Annotated in this window: 18 protein-coding genes and 1 pseudogene; 10 read left to right on the top strand and 9 right to left on the bottom strand. The window is 69.5% G+C overall.

What is annotated here, in order from left to right; genetic code table 11:
- Nucleotides 1-12 precede the first annotated feature (12 nt).
- The gene (locus tag ABEA24_RS47660; RefSeq protein ID WP_345442002.1) at nucleotides 13-1,908 is read right to left on the bottom strand and encodes a bifunctional metallophosphatase/5'-nucleotidase; all 1,896 of its coding nucleotides are present in this window, start codon (nucleotides 1,906-1,908) and stop codon (nucleotides 13-15) included.
- A 249-nt stretch (nucleotides 1,909-2,157) separates the two neighbouring features.
- A complete protein-coding gene (locus ABEA24_RS47655) occupies nucleotides 2,158-4,965 on the bottom strand; it encodes a glycoside hydrolase family 2 protein (protein ID WP_345441999.1) in 2,808 nt (935 codons plus the stop codon).
- 192 nt (nucleotides 4,966-5,157) lie between these two features.
- Between ABEA24_RS47655 and ABEA24_RS47650 the strand changes: the two genes are divergently transcribed.
- The 3 genes from ABEA24_RS47650 to gad all read left to right on the top strand — a co-directional run bounded on the left by ABEA24_RS47650 (nucleotide 5,158) and on the right by gad (nucleotide 9,331).
- Nucleotides 5,158-6,384 carry an ROK family protein gene (locus ABEA24_RS47650; protein WP_345441996.1) on the top strand — a complete coding sequence of 409 codons (1,227 nt, stop codon included), beginning with the start codon at nucleotides 5,158-5,160 and terminating at the stop codon, nucleotides 6,382-6,384.
- Between the two features lie 198 nt (nucleotides 6,385-6,582).
- On the top strand, nucleotides 6,583-7,824 hold the full coding sequence (locus ABEA24_RS47645) for a serine hydrolase domain-containing protein (protein WP_345441993.1): 1,242 nt from the start codon (nucleotides 6,583-6,585) through the stop codon (nucleotides 7,822-7,824).
- Nucleotides 7,825-7,927: 103 nt separating this feature from the next.
- Nucleotides 7,928-9,331: a glutamate decarboxylase gene (gene gad, locus ABEA24_RS47640; RefSeq protein ID WP_345441990.1), complete on the top strand. Its 1,404-nt coding sequence runs from the start codon at nucleotides 7,928-7,930 to the stop codon at nucleotides 9,329-9,331.
- Nucleotides 9,332-9,355: 24 nt separating this feature from the next.
- Here gad and ABEA24_RS47635 read toward each other — a convergent pair whose 3' ends face one another.
- Nucleotides 9,356-10,009, bottom strand: a complete 654-nt coding sequence (locus tag ABEA24_RS47635) for a response regulator transcription factor (protein WP_345441987.1) — start codon at nucleotides 10,007-10,009, stop codon at nucleotides 9,356-9,358.
- Nucleotides 10,006-11,154 (bottom strand): histidine kinase, encoded by a 1,149-nt coding sequence (locus ABEA24_RS47630; RefSeq protein WP_345441984.1) that lies wholly within the window; start codon nucleotides 11,152-11,154, stop codon nucleotides 10,006-10,008. The genes ABEA24_RS47635 and ABEA24_RS47630 overlap by 4 nt, the downstream gene beginning before the upstream one ends.
- A gap of 89 nt (nucleotides 11,155-11,243) precedes the next feature.
- Here ABEA24_RS47630 and ABEA24_RS47625 point away from each other — a divergent pair, with 89 nt between their 5' ends.
- The 3 genes from ABEA24_RS47625 to ABEA24_RS47615 all read left to right on the top strand — a co-directional run bounded on the left by ABEA24_RS47625 (nucleotide 11,244) and on the right by ABEA24_RS47615 (nucleotide 13,464).
- Nucleotides 11,244-11,804 carry a hypothetical protein gene (locus ABEA24_RS47625; protein ID WP_345441981.1) on the top strand — a complete coding sequence of 187 codons (561 nt, stop codon included), beginning with the start codon at nucleotides 11,244-11,246 and terminating at the stop codon, nucleotides 11,802-11,804.
- A 118-nt stretch (nucleotides 11,805-11,922) separates the two neighbouring features.
- A complete protein-coding gene (locus ABEA24_RS47620) occupies nucleotides 11,923-12,378 on the top strand; it encodes a MerR family transcriptional regulator (protein WP_345441978.1) in 456 nt (151 codons plus the stop codon).
- A gap of 51 nt (nucleotides 12,379-12,429) precedes the next feature.
- Complete coding sequence (locus ABEA24_RS47615; protein ID WP_345441975.1) at nucleotides 12,430-13,464, top strand: SDR family oxidoreductase; 1,035 nt, start codon at nucleotides 12,430-12,432, stop codon at nucleotides 13,462-13,464.
- 65 nt (nucleotides 13,465-13,529) lie between these two features.
- Here the strand turns inward: ABEA24_RS47615 and ABEA24_RS53915 are convergent, their stop codons facing one another.
- Nucleotides 13,530-13,625: a DUF397 domain-containing protein gene (locus tag ABEA24_RS53915; RefSeq protein WP_425551324.1), complete on the bottom strand. Its 96-nt coding sequence runs from the start codon at nucleotides 13,623-13,625 to the stop codon at nucleotides 13,530-13,532.
- Nucleotides 13,616-14,506 carry a helix-turn-helix domain-containing protein gene (locus ABEA24_RS47610; protein WP_345441972.1) on the bottom strand — a complete coding sequence of 297 codons (891 nt, stop codon included), beginning with the start codon at nucleotides 14,504-14,506 and terminating at the stop codon, nucleotides 13,616-13,618. The genes ABEA24_RS53915 and ABEA24_RS47610 overlap by 10 nt, the downstream gene beginning before the upstream one ends.
- Before the next feature lie 76 nt (nucleotides 14,507-14,582).
- Between ABEA24_RS47610 and ABEA24_RS47605 the strand changes: the two genes are divergently transcribed.
- The 3 genes and pseudogenes from ABEA24_RS47605 (at nucleotide 14,583) to ABEA24_RS47595 (ending at nucleotide 16,379) form a co-directional block, all read left to right on the top strand.
- Nucleotides 14,583-15,083, top strand: a complete 501-nt coding sequence (locus ABEA24_RS47605) for a GNAT family N-acetyltransferase (protein WP_345441969.1) — start codon at nucleotides 14,583-14,585, stop codon at nucleotides 15,081-15,083.
- A 110-nt stretch (nucleotides 15,084-15,193) separates the two neighbouring features.
- Nucleotides 15,194-15,802: pseudogene (locus tag ABEA24_RS47600) on the top strand (transposase); the annotation flags it as partial.
- 34 nt (nucleotides 15,803-15,836) lie between these two features.
- Nucleotides 15,837-16,379 (top strand): hypothetical protein, encoded by a 543-nt coding sequence (locus ABEA24_RS47595; protein WP_345441966.1) that lies wholly within the window; start codon nucleotides 15,837-15,839, stop codon nucleotides 16,377-16,379.
- A gap of 123 nt (nucleotides 16,380-16,502) precedes the next feature.
- Here the strand turns inward: ABEA24_RS47595 and ABEA24_RS47590 are convergent, their stop codons facing one another.
- Entirely contained in the window at nucleotides 16,503-17,378 is an 876-nt protein-coding gene (locus ABEA24_RS47590; RefSeq protein ID WP_345441963.1) for a helix-turn-helix transcriptional regulator, read from the bottom strand.
- Nucleotides 17,379-17,499: 121 nt separating this feature from the next.
- On the opposite strand from ABEA24_RS47590, the gene ABEA24_RS47585 reads away from it, so the two are divergent.
- Nucleotides 17,500-18,573: an aldo/keto reductase gene (locus ABEA24_RS47585; RefSeq protein WP_345441960.1), complete on the top strand. Its 1,074-nt coding sequence runs from the start codon at nucleotides 17,500-17,502 to the stop codon at nucleotides 18,571-18,573.
- Nucleotides 18,574-18,585: 12 nt separating this feature from the next.
- Here the strand turns inward: ABEA24_RS47585 and ABEA24_RS47580 are convergent, their stop codons facing one another.
- Together ABEA24_RS47580 and ABEA24_RS47575 are read right to left on the bottom strand one after the other, a co-directional pair.
- Nucleotides 18,586-19,218 carry a nucleoside/nucleotide kinase family protein gene (locus tag ABEA24_RS47580; protein WP_345441957.1) on the bottom strand — a complete coding sequence of 211 codons (633 nt, stop codon included), beginning with the start codon at nucleotides 19,216-19,218 and terminating at the stop codon, nucleotides 18,586-18,588.
- A 21-nt stretch (nucleotides 19,219-19,239) separates the two neighbouring features.
- The gene (locus ABEA24_RS47575; protein ID WP_345441954.1) at nucleotides 19,240-20,127 is read right to left on the bottom strand and encodes a class I SAM-dependent methyltransferase; all 888 of its coding nucleotides are present in this window, start codon (nucleotides 20,125-20,127) and stop codon (nucleotides 19,240-19,242) included.
- Between the last annotated feature and the right edge of the window lie 32 nt (nucleotides 20,128-20,159).

Below are 20,159 nucleotides of genomic sequence, written 5' to 3'. Positions count from 1 at the left end.
CCGGTCATCTGTTCAGCAGGGAATCCGGAAGTCGCCGTAGGTGAGGTTGTTGCCGGTCCGGGGCTCGTCGGACGGGGGCGGGACCTCGACGGCGCGGGCGGCGAAGCCGGCGTTCTTGGCGGTGACGCGGTCGAGCGCGGCCGGGGTCAGCACCTTCCGGCTGCGGACGAACTTCACGAAGCTCTCGAAGTCGCGGATGCTGCGGTACGGCCGGTCGTACTGGGCCAGCGCGGCGTACCCGTCGCCCTGGACGAACGTGTAGGCCATCGTCGCGAGCCGGTAGTTCCGCTTGACGTCCAGCGGCTTCCCGCCGATCAGCACGTCGGCGGGGTCGACGCGGTCGCCGACCGGCTTGCTCGCGTCGTACGTGTAGCGGACGTTGTTCGACACCGCGAACGGCGCGTACACGACCTTGCCGTCGGCGGCCGTGGTCCACTGCTGCTCCAGGGCGTCGTGGATCTGCTGCCCGGAGACGGTCGCGGTGACGACCGGGTCGCCGTACCCCACGGCCTTGAACGCCTGCGCGAGGGTGACCGACCCGTCCGACGCGGCCGAGACCAGGTCACCGCCGACGACGCCCTGGCCGACGCGGGGCGCGATGGCGATGAGCGCGAGGTCGGCGGGCACGTTCCGGTGGGCGTTGCCGTCGTTGATCGGGTCGATCGGCTGCCGTGCAGCCCAGTACGCCCAGTCGGCGGCGAGGTCGCCCATCGTGCTCTCGCCGGCGGTGTTCCGGGTGCGCGTGAACGACGCGGTGACCCGCCCGATCGAGGTCTGGCCGCGCTTGGTGGCGAAGTCGAGCCAGTAGTCGGCGACCTCCTGCAGCTCCGGGTCCGGTGCCACGTCCTGGGTGTTGGCGTGGTTGGTGGAGACGGTGAGCTCGCGGATGACCTTGCCCGTACGGCGGTCGAGCCGCAGGTTGATCTCGTTGATCAGCTGGCCGTTGTAGCCGGCCTCGACGAAGGGGCGCGGGACGCCGTTCGGGTCGGGGACCATCATGTTGAACCGGCAGTGCCAGTGCCCGGTGACGATCGCGTCGACGTCCGGGGACACCTGCCGGGCCAGGTCGTACGCGGGGCCGGACGGGTTGCTGCCGCTGTTGAAGTCGCTGCCCGCGACGGCGCCGTCGTGCATGCTCAGGATGATCGCGTTGATGCCGCGCGCCTTCAGCAGGGCGGCGTACCGGTTGACCGTCTCGACCTCGTCGAGGGTCTTGAGCGCGGGCTGGAAGGACGCCGGCATGGTCTCCGTGCCGAACGCCGTGAGGTGGATGAACCCGATCGGGATGCGACGCCCGTGCCCGGCGTCCACCCACTCGATGTTGTACGGCGGGACGACCGTCCGGCCGGTCGCCGACCACACGACGTTGGCGCTGTAGTACCGGAAATTCGCGCCCCGGAACCGGCGGCCGGTCGAGTCGACGAACTCGTCGTCCCACCCGATCTCGGGGAACGGGATCCCGCGCTCCATGTGCGCGGTGAGGAACGCCGGCGACTTGTCGAACTCGTGGTTGCCGGCGGAGCTGAACCGGAAGTCCATGCGGTTGAGCGCCTCGACGGTCGACTCGTCGGCGACGCTCTCGGCGTCGAACTCCCACCCGGAGAACATGTCTCCGGGGCCGAAGAAGATCGAGTTTCGGTGCCCGTCGCGGAGCCGGTTCAGGTGGGCGGCGAGGTAGCCGACGCCGCCGACCGTGTAGCGGGCGCCGCCTGCGCCGGTGATGACGCTGCTCCCGTGCAGGTAGCCGTGCAGGTCGGTGATGTTGAGGAGCTGCACGTCCACGTACTCGTCGGCGGTGGCCGCGTCACGGGCGCCCTCCGTCGCGTACGCCGGCGTGCCGATCGCGGCCATGGTGGCCACCGCACCGGTCGCCGTCAGGAAGGTCCGCCGTCCCAGGTCCTGCGTCATCGCCCATCTCCCGATCATGAGGAAGCAGGGCGAGTGAAACGACCGAAGATCAACCCCTCGTCACCGGCGGTCGGCCGGGGCGTGAACGTCAGGTGATCCCGGAATCCGCCGGGGCCGTACGTTGCGAGGGCCGGTCTTCGGCGGTGCCGGCTGTTCGTGTCGGTGAGGAACCGTTGGCTCCCTGGAGCCCGTACGGTGGCGCCGCCCGGTCACCGGGACAGCGCCACCGTCGGCTCTAGGTGTCGCGGTTCAACCCGTGCTGATCTCCTGCGTCTTCAGGTTGTAGCCGGACAGCCGTACCACCGGCCGGGCGCCGGCGCGGTACCGCGCGGTGATGGTCTGCTCCTCGCCGGGCCAGAGCGTGATGTCGTTGTCGCTCCAGCGGATCGGCAGCACCTGGCTGCCGCCGGAGAACACGTCCGCCCGGGTGAACAGCGCAGGCGTCCGGCCGCCGCCGACATTGCGGATGGTGACCGTGGTGACCGAGTCCGCGCCGTCGCGCCGCGTGTGCGCGGTGACCCGGACCGAGGCGTCGCCCAGGCCGCGCAGGCCGGTGAGGTCGGCGTAGCCATCCGGCTCGAAGTTGGCGTACCCCTGGAAACCGGCGTGGGTGGACGCCCAGTCGACCCGGTCCGGCTTGGTGGACAGCCAGTAGACGTTGCGGCTGACCTGGGCGGACCCACGGCTGAGGGTCAGCTTGGCGAAGTACGTCCGGGAGATGCCCGCCGGCGTCTTCGGCCGCAGCGCCGTCCGGACCTCCTGACGTGCCAGTGTGGACAGCGGCACCGTCTGCTTGTGCCGCACCGTACCGTTCGTGTCGATGAACTCGACCGTGGCGCGCAGCCCCGCCTGCGGGGTGTTGGTCAGGTTGGCCACCTGGATCGAACCGTCCCGGTAGGAGTACATGATGTGCACCGGCTCGTTCGCCTTCTTGGCGCCGAAGTACACGCCCGGCTGGTCGAAGTCGTAGCCGTACAGGCTCCACTGCAGTGACGGCCACGCCTTGTTCAGCATCCAGTAGATGACGCCGGTGCTCGGGTTGGCCGGGTCGGTGGAGTTGCCGATGTAGGCCTCGAACTGGGCGCGGGCTATCTCGTACTCACCGAGCTGGACGGTCTTCTGGTAACCGGCGGCGTCCGACCAGGGCCCGTACCGCTTCCACAGCGCGGTGTTGTAGACGCCCATTCGCGCCAGCTTGTAGTAGTCGTTGTAGGCGGAGGTGTGGAACAGATCCGCACCGGACCCCGGCCCGTTGGCGGTGGCCGGGTCCCAGATCTTCTTCTGGTCCTCTTCGGTCAGGAACCGGTCGAGCGAGTCCTGCGTGGGAATCGTGTTCCCCGCACTGGCCTCCGCCTCGAAGCCCCAGGCGCTGCCGTTGAACAGGAACATCCGGCCGGGGACGGCGGAGTTGACCGTCTCCGGGCCGTTGGCCCACCAGTAGCTCGGCGGCGCGTAGTTGTACGAGCCCTCCTTGGAACCGGACGGACCGAGCTTCGCCGAGGACTCGTACCAGGCGGCGGCCACCAGCGGGGTGTCCCAGTCGGCGGTGCGGAACGCGTTGAGGTAGATCGCCTCCTTGGTGGCGTCCGGGGCGTAGTCGCTTCCCAGGAAGAACGTGAACACGCTCGGGTGGCTGCGCAGCCGCTCCGCCATGTGCGACGCCTGGCCGGCGGCGTTCGCCCGGGTGGCGGCGTCCCAGGTGCTGCTGTCGTCCTCCCAGTGGCCGCAGCACTGCCAGCCGGTCATGGCGAGGATGCCGGCCCGGTCCAGCTGGTCGAACATGTCGTCGGGCGGAAAGTTGCCCTCGAACCGGAGGGTGTTGAGACCCATGTTCTTGACGTACGCCAGTTGGTCGGCGATGTTGCCGGACGAGTAGCGCAGGAACATGTCCTGCGACCAGCCGCCGCCCCGCACGACGAACGGCACGCCGTTGACCAGGAACTGCCGGTAGCCGCCGGCCCCACGGGTCTTGCCCGGCACCACCCGGGTCAGCCGGGAGGTGACGGTGCGGATGCCGAAGTCGTGCCCGTCCTGATCGGAGCGCCGGCCGTCCACGTCGGCCGTCACCTGGAGGTGGTACAACGGCTGGCGGCCCATCTGGTACGGCCACCAGATGTCGGGGTGTTCCAGGTGCAGGCCGCGGTTCTCCGCCGGCGTCACGGCGACCGGCTTGGTCTCATGCGGGGCCAGCGTCACCGTCTTGCTGAACGGGATCCGGGTTCCGCCGCGTGAGATGTTTCCGGAGAAGGCGGCCCGTTGCGGCTCGCCGGTGTTGTTGCGCAGGCTCGCCTTGACGGTCAGGTCCGACGCGCTCAGATCCCTGGCGTTGTGCTGGACGACGTGCGCGTCCCGTACGGACACCGGGCCGTTCTGGGCGAGCTGCGGGGCGAACTGGAGCCCGGTGTAGCGGTCAGGCGAGGGCGGATTCCAGTCCACCATGTTCAGCGCCAGGTGCCCGCCGGGCGCTTTCGACGGATCGGAGTCGAACTCGTCGTCGTTCTTCGCCACCTCCACGGCGATCGCGTTGGCACCGCTCCGGACGTACGGGGTGACGTCGTATTCGAACCGGGAGTAGGAGCCCCGCAGCCGGGACCGGTCGGCGATCTTGCGGCCGTTGACCCACAGGTCCGCGTCGCCGTTGACCCCGTTCATCACCAGGAACGTGTGCCGGCCGGGCCGGGGGTGCACGGTGAGCTGCTCCCGGTACCACCAGTTGGCGTTGAACTGCTCGGCCGGAACCTTGGCCAGATTGTCGCTGTGGAAAATGTTCGGATACCGACCATTTTCTGCCAGTCCGGCCATGAGCGTCTCCGGCGTGGAGAGCGGCAACCAGCCGGTCGCCTCGTAGCCGGGCTCGCTGATCCGCGCTCCGTCGTGTCCGGCCACGGCGGAGGACTGGATCCGCCACCCCGAGGTCAGCGTGGCCGTTCCGGGATTCGGTCCGCTCGGCACCGCCGCGGCCTGGGCCGGCGGGCCGGTCCTGATGATCGCTGTCAGGACGGACAGGCTCACCACCGCGGCGGTCGTGGTGGCCAGGCATGCTCTGCTCTTCGACACAGCCGCTCCTCAATTAGATCGGAACTCAATCTAAAGCGCGGCTACGGTCCGAACCAGACGTCCATGACCACCTGGTATGAGGGAGGTAGGCCCATTGACACGAGCGAGCTCGGATGCTTGGCACTCGGCTAGTTGGTTCGAGCCCCGATCTAAGCGCGAGCATGGGCAGGCGAGTCTGCCAGAGTGAACGTCATGGCTTCGGATACGTCTCGCGTGACCAGCGTGTCCCAGGTGCGCCGCCGCAACCAGCGAATGGTCCTGGAGCTCGTCCGGAAACGGGGCGTGATCCGGCGCAGCGGACTGATGGCCGCCACCGGGCTGGCGAAGTCCACCATCAAGGAAGTGTGCGACTCGCTCCTCGACCTCGGCTACCTGGAGGAGGTACCCGACACCGCTGAGCACCGCGCGCCCGGCCGCCCCGCCTCGCAGCTGCGCCTGTCCGCGAGCCTCGGCATGGTGCTCGGGCTCGACGTGGGCGCCGACAAGGTCCTGGCCATGGTGTCCGACCTGACGGGGGCCGCGCTGGCCACGGTCAAGCGTCCGGTACCCGAGGGCGCGCGGACCCGGGCCGGGGTGCTCCGGCAGCTGCGTACCTGCGTCGAGCACGCGCTGGCCGTCGCGGGCGTGGAGCGGACGGCCATCGCCGGCACGGTCATCGGCACCCCCGGCACGGTCGATCCGGCCACCGGGCGAATCTCCCTCGCGCCGCAGATCGCGGGGTGGGACGGGACGGTCCTCGCCGACGCCCTGACCGGTGAGATCGGCGGGCGGGTCGAGGTGGAGCGCGAGGCCGACCTGTCCTTCCTCGCCGAACGCGCGTACGGCGTGGCCGGCGGCCTGGACAACGGCGTGTTCGTCCACCTCGGCATCGGCATCGGCAGCAGCATCCTGATCAACGGGCAGATCCACCGCGGCCACGACGGGGCGTCCGGGGAGATCGGCTACCTCCCGCTACCGTACGGTGAACCGCCGCCGGCCGGCAGCGGTCTGGGGCCGTTCGAGTGGGCGGCCGGTGGCCAGGCGTTCGCCCGGCTCGGCCGGGAGGCCGCCCGCGGCACGGGCGGGGAGCGGCTGCGCGCGCTCGCCGGTGGTGACCCGGACGCGGTCAACGCCCGGCTGGTCTGCGCCGCGGCGGCCGAAGGCGATCCCGCCGGCCTGTCCCTCGTCGAGCGCATCGCGGAGCGGATCGCCGCCGGCATCGCCGCCGCGGTGTGCGTGCTGAATCCCCGCGCGGTCATCATCGGCGGTGGCCTCTCCCGAGCCGGCGACACGCTGGTCACGCCGGTCACCCGGTACCTGCGGACGATGGTCCCGGCCATGCCGGAGGTGCTGGTCTCGGCGCTCGGGGACGAGGCGGTCGCGCTGGGCGCGGTGCAGCGGGCGGCCGACATCACCATGGGCGACCTGCTCGCCGACTGACGCCATCCGCCGTGGCGTACGCGGAGCGGAACCGCGTTGGTCGCATCCGGCGGCTGGCGGCCGGCCGCGCCGCGTCAAACGTGTATCGCGGACGTATCGAAAATCGCATACGCCACGGCAACAGTCCTGCGTCTTCAGTGGAGGCATGGACCACAGCGCATCAACGGTCCGTCCGTCCATCGGGAAAGGACTGTGATCATGGACTCGGATTCCGTACGTGGTGTCGACCGGCGGCGGCTGCTCGGGTGGGGCGGGTTGGCGGCCGCCGGCGTGGTGGCGGGCGGCGCGTCGCTGGTGGGCGCCCGGCCCGGCCACGCCGCCCCGGCCCCGGCCGACGACGACCAGATCCCGCCGGACACCCTGCCCGGCGGGGCCTATGACCGGTACGTGGCGAAGCTGGCCGCCGACGGCAAGTTCTCCGGCGTGGTGCTGTTGTCGCACCGGGGCCGGACGGTGCTGTCCCGTAGCTACGGCATGGCCGACAAGGAGAAGGGGATCCGCAACGGCGAGGGCACCGCGTTCAGCCTCAGCTCGGCGGGCAAGCCGTTCTACGCGGTGGCCATCTTGCAGCTGGCGCAGCAGGGCAAGGTGAAGCTGTCGGACACGGTGGGCACCCATCTGAAGGGCTTCGCCAAGGACATCGCCGAGCAGGTGACCATCCACCACCTGTTGTCCGGCACCTCCGGGCTGGACAGCCCGGATGAGGACGTGCAACGCGTCTTTCAGAGCCGGGACGAGGTGCACGAGTACTACGAGCAGCGGGCCCGGCAGGCGAAACTGGTGGGCGTCCCGGGCGTTCCCGACACCGCCCACGAGGAGGCGGAGGTCACCATTTCCGCGCTGATCGTGGAGGCCGTGACCGGCAAGACGTACTGGGACTACGTGCAGGAGAACATCTTCGCGCGCTGCGGAATGACCGGCTCGGCGTTCTACACCAGGCCGCAGTGGCTCACCGACGAGCACATCGCGCACCCGTACATGACGCTGGCCGACGGCAGCCAGGTGGACGCCGTCCGCAACCTGGACAAGAGCAGCCCGGACCCGAACGTACCCGGCAAGAATCCGGGCCGCGCCTTCATCGATGCTCCCGGGGACGGCGGCTTCGCCACCGCGCCGGATCTGGTCCGGTTCGCCCGCGCGCTGGGCGACGGCACGGTGCTGGACCGGCCCTGGGCCGACGTGCTCACCGCCGCCAAGATCCCCCAAAGCCCGAGGACGTTCGGCGCGTACGGGATTCCGGTCTCCATCGTCAACGGCCAGTGGATGTACCAGCGCGCCGGTGGCAACCCCGGTGTCAGCGCCAACTGGGACATCTACCCGTACACCGGCTGGGTCGGTGTCATCCTCGGCAACTGCGACGGCGTGCCGCTGCCGGAGATGATCGGGCAGGAGATGCAGGCCATCACCGGGGCCCCGGCCGGCGGGGGGTCGGGTGGCTGAGCCACCGGGGGATCTGCTGGGCTACAGGCGAGAAGGCGCACATACCTCTTCTTAAAGCGCCGCCTGTCAGGTTCGCATGAGCCGACGAAGGAGGTCACGACCGATGGCGTTGCACAAGGGCGAGGACGGCCGTCAACGACCGCTACACGTGAATCCGCTGTTCGGGGAGGCGGACCCGGTATCCGGTGTCGAGGCCGTCCTCCCGCGGCATCGGCTTCCCGAGCGTCCGATGGCCCCGGCGACCGCCTATCAGCTCGTCCGCGACGAGATGATGCTGGATGGTAACTCCCGCCAGAACCTCGCCACGTTCGTGACCACCTGGATGGAACCACAGGCGGCCACGCTCATGGCCGAGACCGCCGACAAGAACATCATCGACAAGGACGAGTACCCTCAGGCGGCCGAACTGGAGCGCCGCTGCGTCGCGATGCTGGCCGACCTATGGAACGCTCCCGACCCCGACACCGCGGTCGGCTGCTCCACGACCGGATCGAGTGAGGCATGCATGCTCGCCGGGATGGCGCTCAAGCGTCGATGGATGCACCGCAATGCCGATCGGTACGCCGCCGGGGCTCGGCCCAACCTGGTGATGGGCACCAACGTGCAGGTGTGCTGGGAGAAGTTCTGCAATTTCTGGGAGGTGGAGGCGCGTCAGGTGCCGATGGCCGGTGACCGGTTCCATCTCGGTGCGGAAGAAGCCGCCGCGCGGTGTGATGAGAACACCATCGGCGTGGTGGCCATCCTCGGCTCGACGATGGACGGCAGCTACGAGCCGGTCGCCGAGATCTGCGCCGCCCTCGACGCGCTGGAGGAGCGTACAGGGTGGAAGGTGCCCGTCCACGTGGACGGCGCATCCGGGGGCATGATCGCGCCGTTCCTGGATCCCGACCTGGTATGGGACTTCCGGCTTCCCCGCGTCGCCTCGATCAACACCTCCGGCCACAAGTACGGGCTGGTGTACCCGGGAGTCGGCTGGGCTTTGTGGCGCGACCGCGAGGCGCTGCCCGAAGAACTGGTGGAGCGCGTGAACTATCTGGGCGGCGACATGCCCACATTCTCGCTTAATTTCTCCAGGCCCGGTTCGCAGGTGGTCGCGCAGTACTACAACTTCCTGCGGCTCGGTTTCGAGGGCTATCGCGCCGTCCAGCAGGCGAGCCGGGACGTCGCGACGCACCTGGCCGCGCGGATCGAGGCGATGGGCTGCTTCCGGTTGCTCACTCGCGGCGACCAACTACCGGTGCTCGCCTTCACCACCACCGATGAGGTGACCGAGTTCGACGTCTTCGATGTCTCTCGACGGCTGCGGGAGTTCGGCTGGCTGGTTCCGGCCTACACCTTCCCGGCCGACCGCCAGGACCTGGCAGTACTCCGGGTCGTGGTTCGGAACGGATTCTCGCTGGACCTCGCCGACAGGCTGGTCGAGGACCTGGAGAGCCTACTGCCGTGGTTGCGAAAGCAGCCCCGGCCGATGATGGGCCCCGAGGACGGCACGAGCTTCCACCATTGATCGTCCTTTCCGGGGAAGGCGGGGTCAGCCGGTCAGGCCGTGGCGGGCAGTGTAGGCGGCGACCTCGGCTCGGGTGGCGATCCCCGCCTTGGCGAACGCCCGGTTGATGTGCGACTTCACGGTCACCGTCTCGATGTGCAGCCGGGCGGCGATCTGCCCGTTCGAGAGCCCGGCGCTGATCAGTGTGAGCACCTCGGCCTCCCGCACGGTGAGCCCGTCGGGGAGTCGCGTGCGTTCGGGAACACGCCCCGTACGGGCGGTCGCCACCAGGCGTGCCTGGACGGCCGGGTCGACGGGAGCCAGGCCCGCCGCGGCGGCGGTGACCGCCTGCCGGATCTCCCGGTGGCCCGCGTTCTTGGTGAGGAACCCGCGGGCGCCGGCGGCCAGGGCGGCCAGGACCGAGTCGTCGTCGGCGTACGAGGTGAGCACGACGACGGCGACCTCGGGATGGTCCGCGACGATCCGCCGGGTCGCCTCTGTTCCGTCCATCCCCGGCATGCGCAGATCCATCAGCACGACGTCCGGCCGGTGGGCGGCGACCGCCGCGAGCGCCGTATGACCGTCCTCGGCCTGGGCGACGACCTCGATGCCCGGGAGTAGTTCGAGGAGCGCGGCCAGCCCCTCCCGTACGGTGGCCTGGTCGTCCGCGACGACCACGCGGACGGCGGGCTCGCTCACCGGCCGACCCGGGCGCGCACTCGCCAGCCGTCCTCGGTCGATCCGCTGGTGACCGTGCCGCCCGCCAGCCGGACGCGCTCCCGCATCGCGGACAGCCCGTACCCGCCGTCGACGGTGTCGGCGCCGCGCGTTCGCGCCGGGCCGTTGGTCACCTCGACCGCCAGACCGTCGTCGAGGTAGTGGAGGCTGACGCGTACGTCGGCGCCGGGAGCGTGCTTCCGGGCATTGGTGAGGGACTCCTGGACGGTGCGGTAGATCGCCAGCGCCGAGTCGGCGGGTAGCGGCCGGGCGTCACCCCGCAGCGACCACTCGACGGACACCCCCGTGTCATGGCGGAACGCCTCGACCAGCCCCTCGATCAGCTCCTGGACGGCGACCTCGCCTTCGCCCAGCGTCCGTACGGCGGCGACGGCCTCTTCCTGGCCCGACCGGGTGAGCGTCCGGGCACGCGCGAGGTGCCGGCGGGCCTGGTCCCGGTCGTCGGCGAACTCCAGCGCGGCGTCGGCGGCCTCGAGCTGGAGGGACAGGGCGGTCAGCGAATGCCCGAGGACGTCGTGCAGCTCACGGGCGATCCGGCCGCGCTCGGCGAGGGTCGCCGCCTGTGCCTGGCGTTCGCTCGCCAGTACGGTCTGCTCGGCCAGCAGCCGCGCCTGCTCGGCGCGGTCGGTGTGGAGGCGGTGGTTGCGCCCGACCAGGTAGGCGACGAACGTGACCGCCGCGAAGGTGGCGAGCGCGTCGCCGTGCCCGAGGAGGTAGCCGGTGAGGAGGACGCCGCAGCAGCCGCCCATCAGCATCGCGCCCTCGCGGCGAGGGAACATGGTGCCGGCGTCGATACAGGCCCAGAAGGTGAACCAGTACACGGCGGGCTGCGGATGCACGAACAGCAGCGCGCTGCCTGCCAGGCCGGTGCAGGCGATCGCCGCTCGCAGCGCCGGGCCGTTCCCACGCGGTCCGATGACCGCCCAGGCAAACCACGCGGCCGACGCGAGCGTCAGCGCGATCGAGGTCCGCAGCTGCGTGCCGTGCAGCCCGGCGGCGCCCCTGTGGGTGGTCTCTCCCCACACCATGAACGCGAGCCCGGCGAGCATCGCCGCGCGGACCGGCCACTGACCGCTCAACCGGCCGCGAAACGACCTTCGCACCATCCACACCCTCCCCACCACGGTGATGCGGCGGTTTCCACCCAGATATCCAACCAGGAGGCGGACGATCTCCAACCGGCTCTCCTCGTACGGTGACGGACACGACCGGCCAGGGCGCGCCGGGGCAGTGCGAGGAGAAGGCGTTGTCCGCGATAACGATCGTCAATCTGGTGATCCTCGCCGCCATCCTGATCAAGGACTGGGGGCACAACCGGGTGACGCTCTTCCCCATCGTCCGGCCGCTCCTGCTCAGCGTCGCGATCGTGCCGTTCGTCCTGCCGAAGTTCGACGCCGCCGGTGGCGGCCTGACGATGGAAGCAGCATCGGTCGTCGCCGGGATCGCGGTCGGGGCGCTGGCCTGCGCGATGCTGCGCGTGAGCGTGGACGAGGAGGGCAAGGGCTGGTACGACGCCGGTTACGCGTACGTCGTCGTCTGGGTCCTGATCAGCGTGCTTCGCCAGCTGTTCGTGTACGGCTGCCAGCACTGGTTCACCCGGGACCTGGGCCGGTTCCTCGTCGAGAACCGCATTAGCCCGGCCGCCTTCGGCGACTCGATCCTCTTCTTCACCCTGAGCATGGTCATCGCGACCCGCCTGGGCATCCTGATCCGCAGCCGTCTCCTGGCGGCGCGCACGGTCCCCGCAGCCGCCTGACCGTCACATTCGAGCCGGGCGTTCGCGTTCCCACGACGAACCGCAAGGTAGGCGGCGTCAGCGGCCGGAGCGTGATCGCTCTTGACTTAAAGCGCTTTAAGTATCCGACACTCGGTGCATGACAGCGGCACAGAAGGTCCGAGGCGCCTGCCCCCTGACGATTCAGGAGGTCTCCCGGCTCAGCGGTCTGTCGGAGCCGACGTTGCGCTACTACGAGAAGATCGGCCTCATCGACCCGGTGGACCGGGATGAGAGCAGCGGTCACCGGCGCTACAGCGCCGTCGTGGTGGACAGGATCGAGGCGCTGAGCTGTTTGCGGGGTGCCGGGGTGAGCGTGCAGGACATGCGTGCCTATCTGCGGCACCTGGCCGAGGGGCACCGGGAGGCCGGGCAGATGCGCGAGCTGTTCCAGCGCAACGCCGAGCGGGTCGCCGAGGAGATGGAACGCATGCGCGTCCGCCTGCGGTACCTGCGGCTCAAGGCCGAGTTGTGGGACGCGCGCGAGCGTGGCGACACCGAGACCGAGCGCCAGGTCATCGCGGAGCTCGTGCACGTCGTGCCTGAGTTGCGGTGAAAGTGAGCTGTTTCGCAGGTGGCTCGAAAAGCGTTGACGACAAGGAACGACATGACACTGGAGTCCACGCACGACGACGGTCTTGTGCTGGTGACGGGCGGCAGCGGCTACCTCGGGTCGCACGTCGTCGGCCGCCTGCTCGCGAACGGGCACACGGTACGCGCGACCGTCCGTTCCCTCGGTCGGGCGACCGAGCTTCGGGCGATGGTGGCAGATCCCAGCGGCCGGCTGGAGATCGTCAGCGCCGATCTGTCCGAGGACGAGGGCTGGGCGGAGGCCGTGGCCGGGTGCACTTACGTCCTGCACGTCGCGTCGCCGTTTCCGGCCGCTCAGCCGCAGAATCCCGACGAAGTCATCGTTCCCGCGCGTGACGGCGCGCTTCGCGTCCTGCGGGCCGCGCGCGACGCCGAGGTCAAGCGCGTGGTGATGACGTCGTCGTTTGCTGCGGTGGGATACAGCCACAAGCCCGGCAATGAGTACGACGAGACCGACTGGACGGACCCCGCTGACGATAACCCGCCATACATCAGGTCAAAGGCGATCGCCGAACGGGCGGCCTGGGACTTCGTCCAGGCGGAAGGAGGCGACCTCGAACTCACGGTGATCAACCCCAGCGGGATCTTCGGCCCACTTCTCGGACCGCACCTTTCCACATCCACCGGCTTGGTCAAGGCGATGCTGGAAGGCGGCATGCCGGCGGTGCCTCCGGTCTACTTCGGCGTGGTGGACGTGCGCGACGTCGCGGACCTTCACGTACGGGCCATGAGGCATCCCGCCGCCGCCGGCGAGCGGTTCCTGGCCAGCAGCGGCGAGGCGATCAGCTTTCTCCAGGTCGCTCAGATACTCGCCAAGCACCTGGGCGCATCGGCGGCCAAGGTGCCGGCGCAGGAGCTCACAGCCGATCAGGTACGCGAGGCCGCCCGGTCCAATCCCGCACTGCAGGAAGTGGTCGGCCGCCTGGGTGAAATTCCCGTCCTGCACACGGAGAAAGCGCGTGACATGCTCGGGTGGGCGCCCCGCGACCCCGAGAGCACCATCGTCGAAACCGCGGAAAGCCTCATCCGTTTGAAAGCAGTGGTCGACTGAGCTATCTCCGTTCGATGCCTCCTGACCGGGCCGTTCGCGGCCAGGGGGCATCGAACGAGACGGGGCTAGTTCGCCTGCTCCGTGACACACACCTCGACGCAGTTTCCACCGTTGGTGCCGCTGCGCCGGGACTTGCGCCAGTCGGCGTGGTTCAGGTCCATCGTTCCGTTGCCGTTCTCTCGATGAGTTCGATCGATTCGCGCTGGGACAGAGTGGACGTCCGGATCGACTCCCAGACGTCGATGAGGCACGCGATGTCGTCCCGGTTACTCGTGACCAGACCGCGAACGGCGGTCTCGATATAGGCCACCTCGCTGCCGTCGACGGTCGCGATCGTGAATGCGCCTTGCAGACCCTCATGCCGAACGCCGGACGGGATGATCTGGACCGCGAGCCGGGGGGACACGGAATTCACCAGGTGCTCTAATTGGTCGTGCATCACCTTCGCATCGCCGAAGCCGCGAGTGAGGACCGTTTCGTCCAGTACACACCTGAGTGTAGGTGGATTTTCCCTTTTGAGAATGGCCTGGCGTTCGAGGCGCGCATTGACGGCAGCCTCGTCGCTGTCGAGGACGGCGCGGGCGTAGTCGGGCGTCTGCAGTAGACCCGGTACGAGTGACAGTTCGAACGCCCGGAGCGCCGACGCGCGCCGTTCCTCGTCGAGCCAGTCGCGCATCCAGCCAGGCAGGCTCTCGCCTTCCAGCAGGTCGTACACCTCCATGAGCACACCGGGCGGGACGCCCAGCTCCTGCTCGATGGCGGTGACCTGGTCACGGCGGAGGCGTCGCTGGCCGGTCTCGATGTTGCTCAGCCATCCATCGGAGTAGCCGAGCCTTTTCGCGAGGTCGGCCTGGAGGATGCTTGACGCGTCGCGGTAACGCCGGACGAGGCGGCCGAGAGTGATCAGTGTGGGGCTTGGGGGATTGTGCATGTTATGCCTCTCTGTGGGATTTGCGAATTCCCTCCCGGTGACGTCTTCGCTGGTCAGCGTACGGATGATGCGTAAAAATGGTGGCCGCAACGCCAAACGTGTCCATTGCATGCCGACCGCCGTGAAGAATTCTTTCTTCGCGGTATTCGGGATTTCTCCCAGCGTGCCATCTGGGTAGAGTCGGACAGTGCCTGAGCTACAGCGGCTGCGTGCCGGCCATGGCCCAGCGGTCCTGGCCTTCGAGCTGGCGAATCGCGCCTACTTCGCCGCCTCGATCTCCGATCGCGGTGACGCGTTCTACGACCAGTTCACCGACCGGCACAGCGCCTTGCTGGCTGAGCAGGAGGCCGGCACCTGCGCCTTCTACGTGCTCGTCGCCGAGGACGGCTCGGTCCTGGGCCGGTTCAACCTCTACGACGTCGAGGACGGCACTGCCAAGCTCGGCTACCGGGTCGCGCAGCACGTCGCCGGCCGTGGCGTGGCGACCGCGACCGTCCAGGAGCTGTGCCGGCTGGCGGCGGCGCGGCACGGGCTGCGCACGCTCAGGGCGGCCACCGCTCGCGAGAATGCCGCGTCCCAGAAGGTGCTGACCAAGGCCGGGTTCGTCCCGGTCGGCCCTGCCGACCCGGCGGATCTCGGCGGCAAGCCGGGCACCTGGTATCAGCGCGACCTGCCACTCCAGTCTTAGAGCGCCCGGCAGTAGGCGCGCTGGCTGGCCCTTGGGGGGCCCGGAATCACAGCAGGCACGAGCCCTGGTGATCATGGAGTTCTCTACGCTCAGTGATCACCGGAGGGCTCGTGCCTGTCGTGCCATCATGCCTGCTCGAACCGCTGTGGGACCAGTTCGCGGCGCTGCTGCCCGAACACGTCGACACCCACCCGCTCGGCTGCCACAACCCGCGCATTCCCGACCGGGTGGTCTTCGATCACGTCATCGCCGCCCTGGTACACGGCTCCGGCTACGAGCGCATCGCGAGCGCCGGCTGCTCGGACCGCACGATCAGACGCCGCGTCAAGTACTGGGCCCAGTTGGGGATAGCCGAGCAGATCCACTCGCTCGCCCTCCAAGCGTACGACCGCATGATCGGCCTTCAGCTCGACGAACTGTCCGTGGACGGCCGCCTCACCAAGGCCCCGTGTGGCGGCGAGGCCGCCGGGCGCTCTCCGGTGGACCGGGGCAAACAGGGCCTGAAGCGCTCGGTCGCCACCGAGGCCACCGGCATCCCGCTCGGCATCGTCTCGGCCGGCGCCAACCGCCACGACTCCCCGCTGCTGGTGCCCACCCTCAAGGCGGCCGATGAGCAGGTCGGCGGCCTTCCCGACCAAGCCAACGTGAACCTGGACCGAGGCTACGACAGCGACAAGACCCGTTGTGCGCTTGGGGAATTGGGCGAAGTGCCTGAAGTAACGCCTGCTGTCGGGCATTCTTAGACTCAGGTCCATGCCCCGGCGCAGCCTCGCCCAAGTGACCCATTCCGTGGCCTCCTGCCCGGTCGGCTGGCTGGCCGCCGGTGACGGCTGGCGTGCCGTCGCACTGTCCTTGTTGCGCCTGGGCTGCGATTGGCCCGCTCTCGAGGAGCTCGCCGCAGCGGCGTCACCGCCACCGCAGGCCGAGGACGACGTGGTCGCCCGTATCGCCGTCCAGGCACGCGAGGAGATGGGGGAAGTGGCCGCGCTGCCCTTCTGGGACACCGTCTGTGGGCTTGTTGCCCGTTCCTGGCGTCTCGGAGCGTGCGACGCCATCGACGCGCTGTACAGCCTGGACGCACTGTGGTTCACAGCCCGCGACTTCGACACGTCCACATGCAGGTCCACCGGCCTGGGCCTTCAACTCATCGGGGAGGGCGTGGGACTCAAAGAGAGCATCGCCCACGTCGACGTCACCCGCGACACCATCACGCTGCTGACCGAGGCGGACCAGCTCATCCCCGCCGATGTGCGCGACGCCCAGCTCTGCGAGGCCCTCCTGGAAACCCTCCGATGACAGCCCCCAGCCCAGCACCGAAGTCTGGGGCAGCCAATCCACGACCAAGCGCCGAGGTAGCGCCTACTGCCGGGCGCTCTTAGACGGCGAGTTTCGCGTTGCACGGTCCGACTGACGACCAGGTCAGCCGGCCGACGCGGACTCCATCGTGTGGAGGGCCGAGGACTCCTCGTTCGTCTTACGTGCAATCCGGTCCAGCGCCTTCTGCGACGGCACGTCGGCGGGGCGGTAGACGACCAGCCGCTGCGTCGTGTCTCCGAGTGGTGTCAGCACGTCGAACTCGATCGTGACCGGGCCGACATCGGGGTGGAGCAGGGCCTTGAGGCCGTGTCCGTTCACCATGACGTCACGCCGTTCCCAAAGGCTCGCGAACTCCTCGCTGCGCGACCTGAGCGTGCGAATCAAGTCGGCGAGCGCCGTGTCGTCGGGGTGGGCGGCCCATGCGGCCCGCAGGTCGGCGATGCCTTCCCGGATCACCTGTTCCCGGTGGCGGTAGAAGTCGCGGTAGGCGGGATGCAGCACGCAGAGCACCATCGTGTTGCGCTGGTCGGGCGGCAGCCGGTCGAACCGGAGCATCAGCTCGGCCATCTCGGGGTTCCAGGCGAGGATGTCGAAACGCAGGTCGACCAGCATGGCGGGCAGGGGTGAGATCGTCCGGACCAGGCGGGTGAGGGAGTCCGCCGTGCCGCCCTGCCGCGTGCCCGTCGTCCTGTGCCCGACCAGGTCGAACAGGTACGCGTGCTCATCGTCGCTGAGTCGCAGCGCCCGCGCGAGGGCGTCGAGCACCTCCGGGGAGGGGCGCAGCCCGCGTCCCTGCTCCAGCCGGATCACATAGTCGACGCTGACACCGGCCAGTTCGGCGACCTCCTCCCGGCGGAGCCCGGGAGTGCGGCGCGGACGCCTGCTCACCGGCAGGTCGACTTCTTCGGGAGCCAGGCGCTTGCGGCGGTCCCGTAGGAAGACCGCCAGTTCATGGGCGACGTCCACTTTGGCGCTCATGCTGGTGATCCTATTTCGGTCGGGTGGGAGGGCCAGTCCCAGGAAAAGGCTTCCCTTACCGGTGCGTCCGCGCGCGCCGCACCATGGCGGAGCACCCCACAGGAGAACTAGGGAGACCACCATGGCCGCATCTTTGGACACGTACCGTCTGCTCGGCCGATCCGGGTTGCGCGTGTCACCGCTGGCGCTGGGCGCGATGACGTTCGGCTCCGATTGGGGATGGGGCGCGGACAAGGACGAGTCCCGCCGCATCTTCGACACGTACGTCGAACGGGGCGGCAACTTCATCGACACCGCCAACCAGTACACCGAGGGAACGTCCGAACGACTGGTCGGGGAGTTCTCCCGCGACAAGCGCGAGAGGCTCGTGCTCGCCACCAAGTACACCCTGAGCACCAGGCCGGGCGATCCCAACTCGGGCGGCAATCACCGCAAGAGCATGGTCCGCTCGGTCGAGGGAAGCCTTCGCCGGCTGGGCACCGACTACATCGACCTGCTGTACCTGCACGCCTGGGACGGCACCACCCCCGTCGAGGAGGTGCTCCGGGCGATGGACGACCTCGTACGGGCGGGCAAGGTGCTGTACGTCGGCATCTCCGACACGCCGGCGTGGCAGGTCTCCCGCATGCAGGCGATCGCCGACCTGCGGGGCTGGTCGCCGCTGATCGCACTGCAGATCGAGTACAGCCTGATCGAGCGGACCGTCGAACGGGAGCTGATCCCCATGGCCGACGAGATGGGGCTCGGGGTCATCCCCTGGTCACCGTTGGCCAGCGGAGTGCTGACCGGCAAGTACACACGGGCGGATCTGGCTCACGAGGGCGGTTCGGCCGATCCCACGGGCACCCGCAAGAACGTCGCGGCGGCCAACGGCGCACTCTCCGAACGGGGTCTGGCCATCGCGGAGGTCGTCAAGAAGGTCGCGGCCGACATGGACACCACGCCTTCGCGGGTCGCGCTCGCGTGGACCATGCGCGATTCGGCGGTGACGGCTCCGATCATCGGGGCGCGAACGGTCGCCCAACTGGAGGACAACCTCGGTGCCCTCGACCTGTCGTTCACCGAAGGCGCGCTCGCCGAGCTCGACGAGGTCAGTGCGATCGAACTCGGCTTCCCGCACGATTTCCTGGCCAGGCCGATGACGCGGAACGTGATGTTCGGCGACACGCGATTCGAACGACCTGCCGGCCGGTAAGAGCGAGCGGGGTCACGGCTGCTGCTCCACCAGCGCGGGGTGCCTCGGGTCGTCGACGCGGATGACGACGTCGGCGGCCTGCGCCGGTTGCGCCTCCGCCTCGTACCGCGCGTAAGCGGGCAGGGTCCACTCCTGCTCGGGATCGATCCGCCGGGCCAGCGCGGCGGCGGACATCGACAGATGGACCGCGTGGTCGAAGGACAGGCCCCGGCCGAGGAGGAGCGCTCCGTCGAGCAGGAGCACGCCGCCCTCGCGCAGGGTGATGTACGAGGCGCGGGTGGCCCGGTCGGCGGCGCTGTCCCACAAGCTGGGCAGGACCAGTCCCGTACCGCCAGGTTCGAGCGGGGCGAGCACCTCGCGGACCAGGCCGCCCTCGTCGAGCCAGTCGGTGTAGTAGAGATCCGGGTCGTCGCGGCCGTACTCGAAGCGCAGTGACGCCGGGCGGAGGAAGTCCCCGGCGGACACCCGCAGGACCTCACGGCCGCGCAGGCGGAGCGGGTCCACGAGCGCATCCGCGAGGTCCTCCGGCCGGGTGGGCGGCGCGCCATCGACCGCGACCCGTGCCCACGTCGTACGGGGGAGGGCTGCGACGCGGTCGGCGAGCTCCTCGACCAGGAGGGACGGCGATATGGGCTCAATGCGCACGTCGCCATCCTCGCAGCCGGGTCAGCCCGACGGCCGCAGGGAGCGCGGTGCCGTCACCAGGACGGTCGCGTGGGCGAGGGTCGACAGGTTCGAGGGCCGTACCGAGTCGGTCCGCTCCCAGAGGGCCGCGTCGACCGCGTCCTGGTGGCGGGTGTGCTCCACCAGGCCGAAGCCGTGCTCCTCCAGAAGGGCGGACATCTCCTCAGGGCGGAACGCGCTCAGCCAGGGCTCGCCCTGTTCGGCGGCCATCGGCGCCACGGCGTCGGCGTACGCCTGGGCCGCCGCGTCGCGCAGTTCGGGGGCGAGCGTGTAGTCGAGGACCATCTCGGTGCCCGCGGCGAGGCGGCCGACGGCGGCGAGCGTCTCGGCGATGACGTCCCGGGTGAGGTACATGGTCACGCCGAGCCAGCTCACGAAGGCCGGCCGGGACGTGTCGAACCCCTCCCGGGCCAGGGCGTCGGCGGGCGACTCGGTCTCGAGGTCGATCGGGACGAAGGTGACCGTGTCCGGGGTCGCGATGCCCGCTTCCTTCAGGAGGTGGCGCTTCCACCGCTGCGTCGCGGGATGGTCGACCTCGAAGATCCGGACGGGGCCGGCCGGGTCGGAGCGGTAGGCGTAGGAGTCGAGGCCCGCGCCGAGGATGACGTACTGCGTGATGCCCCGGGCCACGGCCTCGGCGAGGCGGTCCTCCGTGTAGCGGCTCCGCACGGTGGCCGTCGCCCGGACGCCGGAGAGGATGGGGTGCTCGCCGTGGGCGCGGTGGTAGCCGACGAACTCCTCGGCCTGTTCTCCCAGGAGTCCGTACGCGACGGTGTCGGCGAAGAGGAGGGGAGGGGAGTCGACGATGAGGTGGGCCGCGCGCGCCGCCGCGGCCGTGAGCGCTGTCCGGCTGGGTCGTCCATTGTCCATCACGACAGGCGAACCTACATTGCCTTTTCTCC

Origin of the sequence: Actinoallomurus vinaceus (assembly GCF_039542055.1) — a bacterium.
GTDB lineage: Bacteria > Actinomycetota > Actinomycetes > Streptosporangiales > Streptosporangiaceae > Actinoallomurus > Actinoallomurus vinaceus.
This window is presented reverse-complemented; position numbering and strand designations above follow the sequence as displayed.

Excerpts from the sequence above, each read along its gene's own strand:
- ABEA24_RS47595 (WP_345441966.1), top strand. The coding sequence starts at position 15,837 with ATGCCCCGGCGCAGCCTCGCCCAAGTGACCCATTCCGTGGCCTCCTGC.
- ABEA24_RS47585 (WP_345441960.1), top strand. The coding sequence starts at position 17,500 with ATGGCCGCATCTTTGGACACGTACCGTCTGCTCGGCCGATCCGGGTTG.
- ABEA24_RS47630 (WP_345441984.1), bottom strand. The coding sequence starts at position 11,154 with ATGGTGCGAAGGTCGTTTCGCGGCCGGTTGAGCGGTCAGTGGCCGGTC.
- ABEA24_RS53915 (WP_425551324.1), bottom strand. The coding sequence starts at position 13,625 with ATGGACCTGAACCACGCCGACTGGCGCAAGTCCCGGCGCAGCGGCACC.
- ABEA24_RS47660 (WP_345442002.1), bottom strand. The coding sequence starts at position 1,908 with ATGACGCAGGACCTGGGACGGCGGACCTTCCTGACGGCGACCGGTGCG.
- ABEA24_RS47615 (WP_345441975.1), top strand. The coding sequence starts at position 12,430 with ATGACACTGGAGTCCACGCACGACGACGGTCTTGTGCTGGTGACGGGC.
- ABEA24_RS47650 (WP_345441996.1), top strand. The coding sequence starts at position 5,158 with ATGGCTTCGGATACGTCTCGCGTGACCAGCGTGTCCCAGGTGCGCCGC.
- ABEA24_RS47575 (WP_345441954.1), bottom strand. The coding sequence starts at position 20,127 with ATGGACAATGGACGACCCAGCCGGACAGCGCTCACGGCCGCGGCGGCG.
- ABEA24_RS47610 (WP_345441972.1), bottom strand. The coding sequence starts at position 14,506 with ATGCAATGGACACGTTTGGCGTTGCGGCCACCATTTTTACGCATCATC.
- gad (WP_345441990.1), top strand. The coding sequence starts at position 7,928 with ATGGCGTTGCACAAGGGCGAGGACGGCCGTCAACGACCGCTACACGTG.
- ABEA24_RS47620 (WP_345441978.1), top strand. The coding sequence starts at position 11,923 with ATGACAGCGGCACAGAAGGTCCGAGGCGCCTGCCCCCTGACGATTCAG.
- ABEA24_RS47590 (WP_345441963.1), bottom strand. The coding sequence starts at position 17,378 with ATGAGCGCCAAAGTGGACGTCGCCCATGAACTGGCGGTCTTCCTACGG.
- ABEA24_RS47645 (WP_345441993.1), top strand. The coding sequence starts at position 6,583 with ATGGACTCGGATTCCGTACGTGGTGTCGACCGGCGGCGGCTGCTCGGG.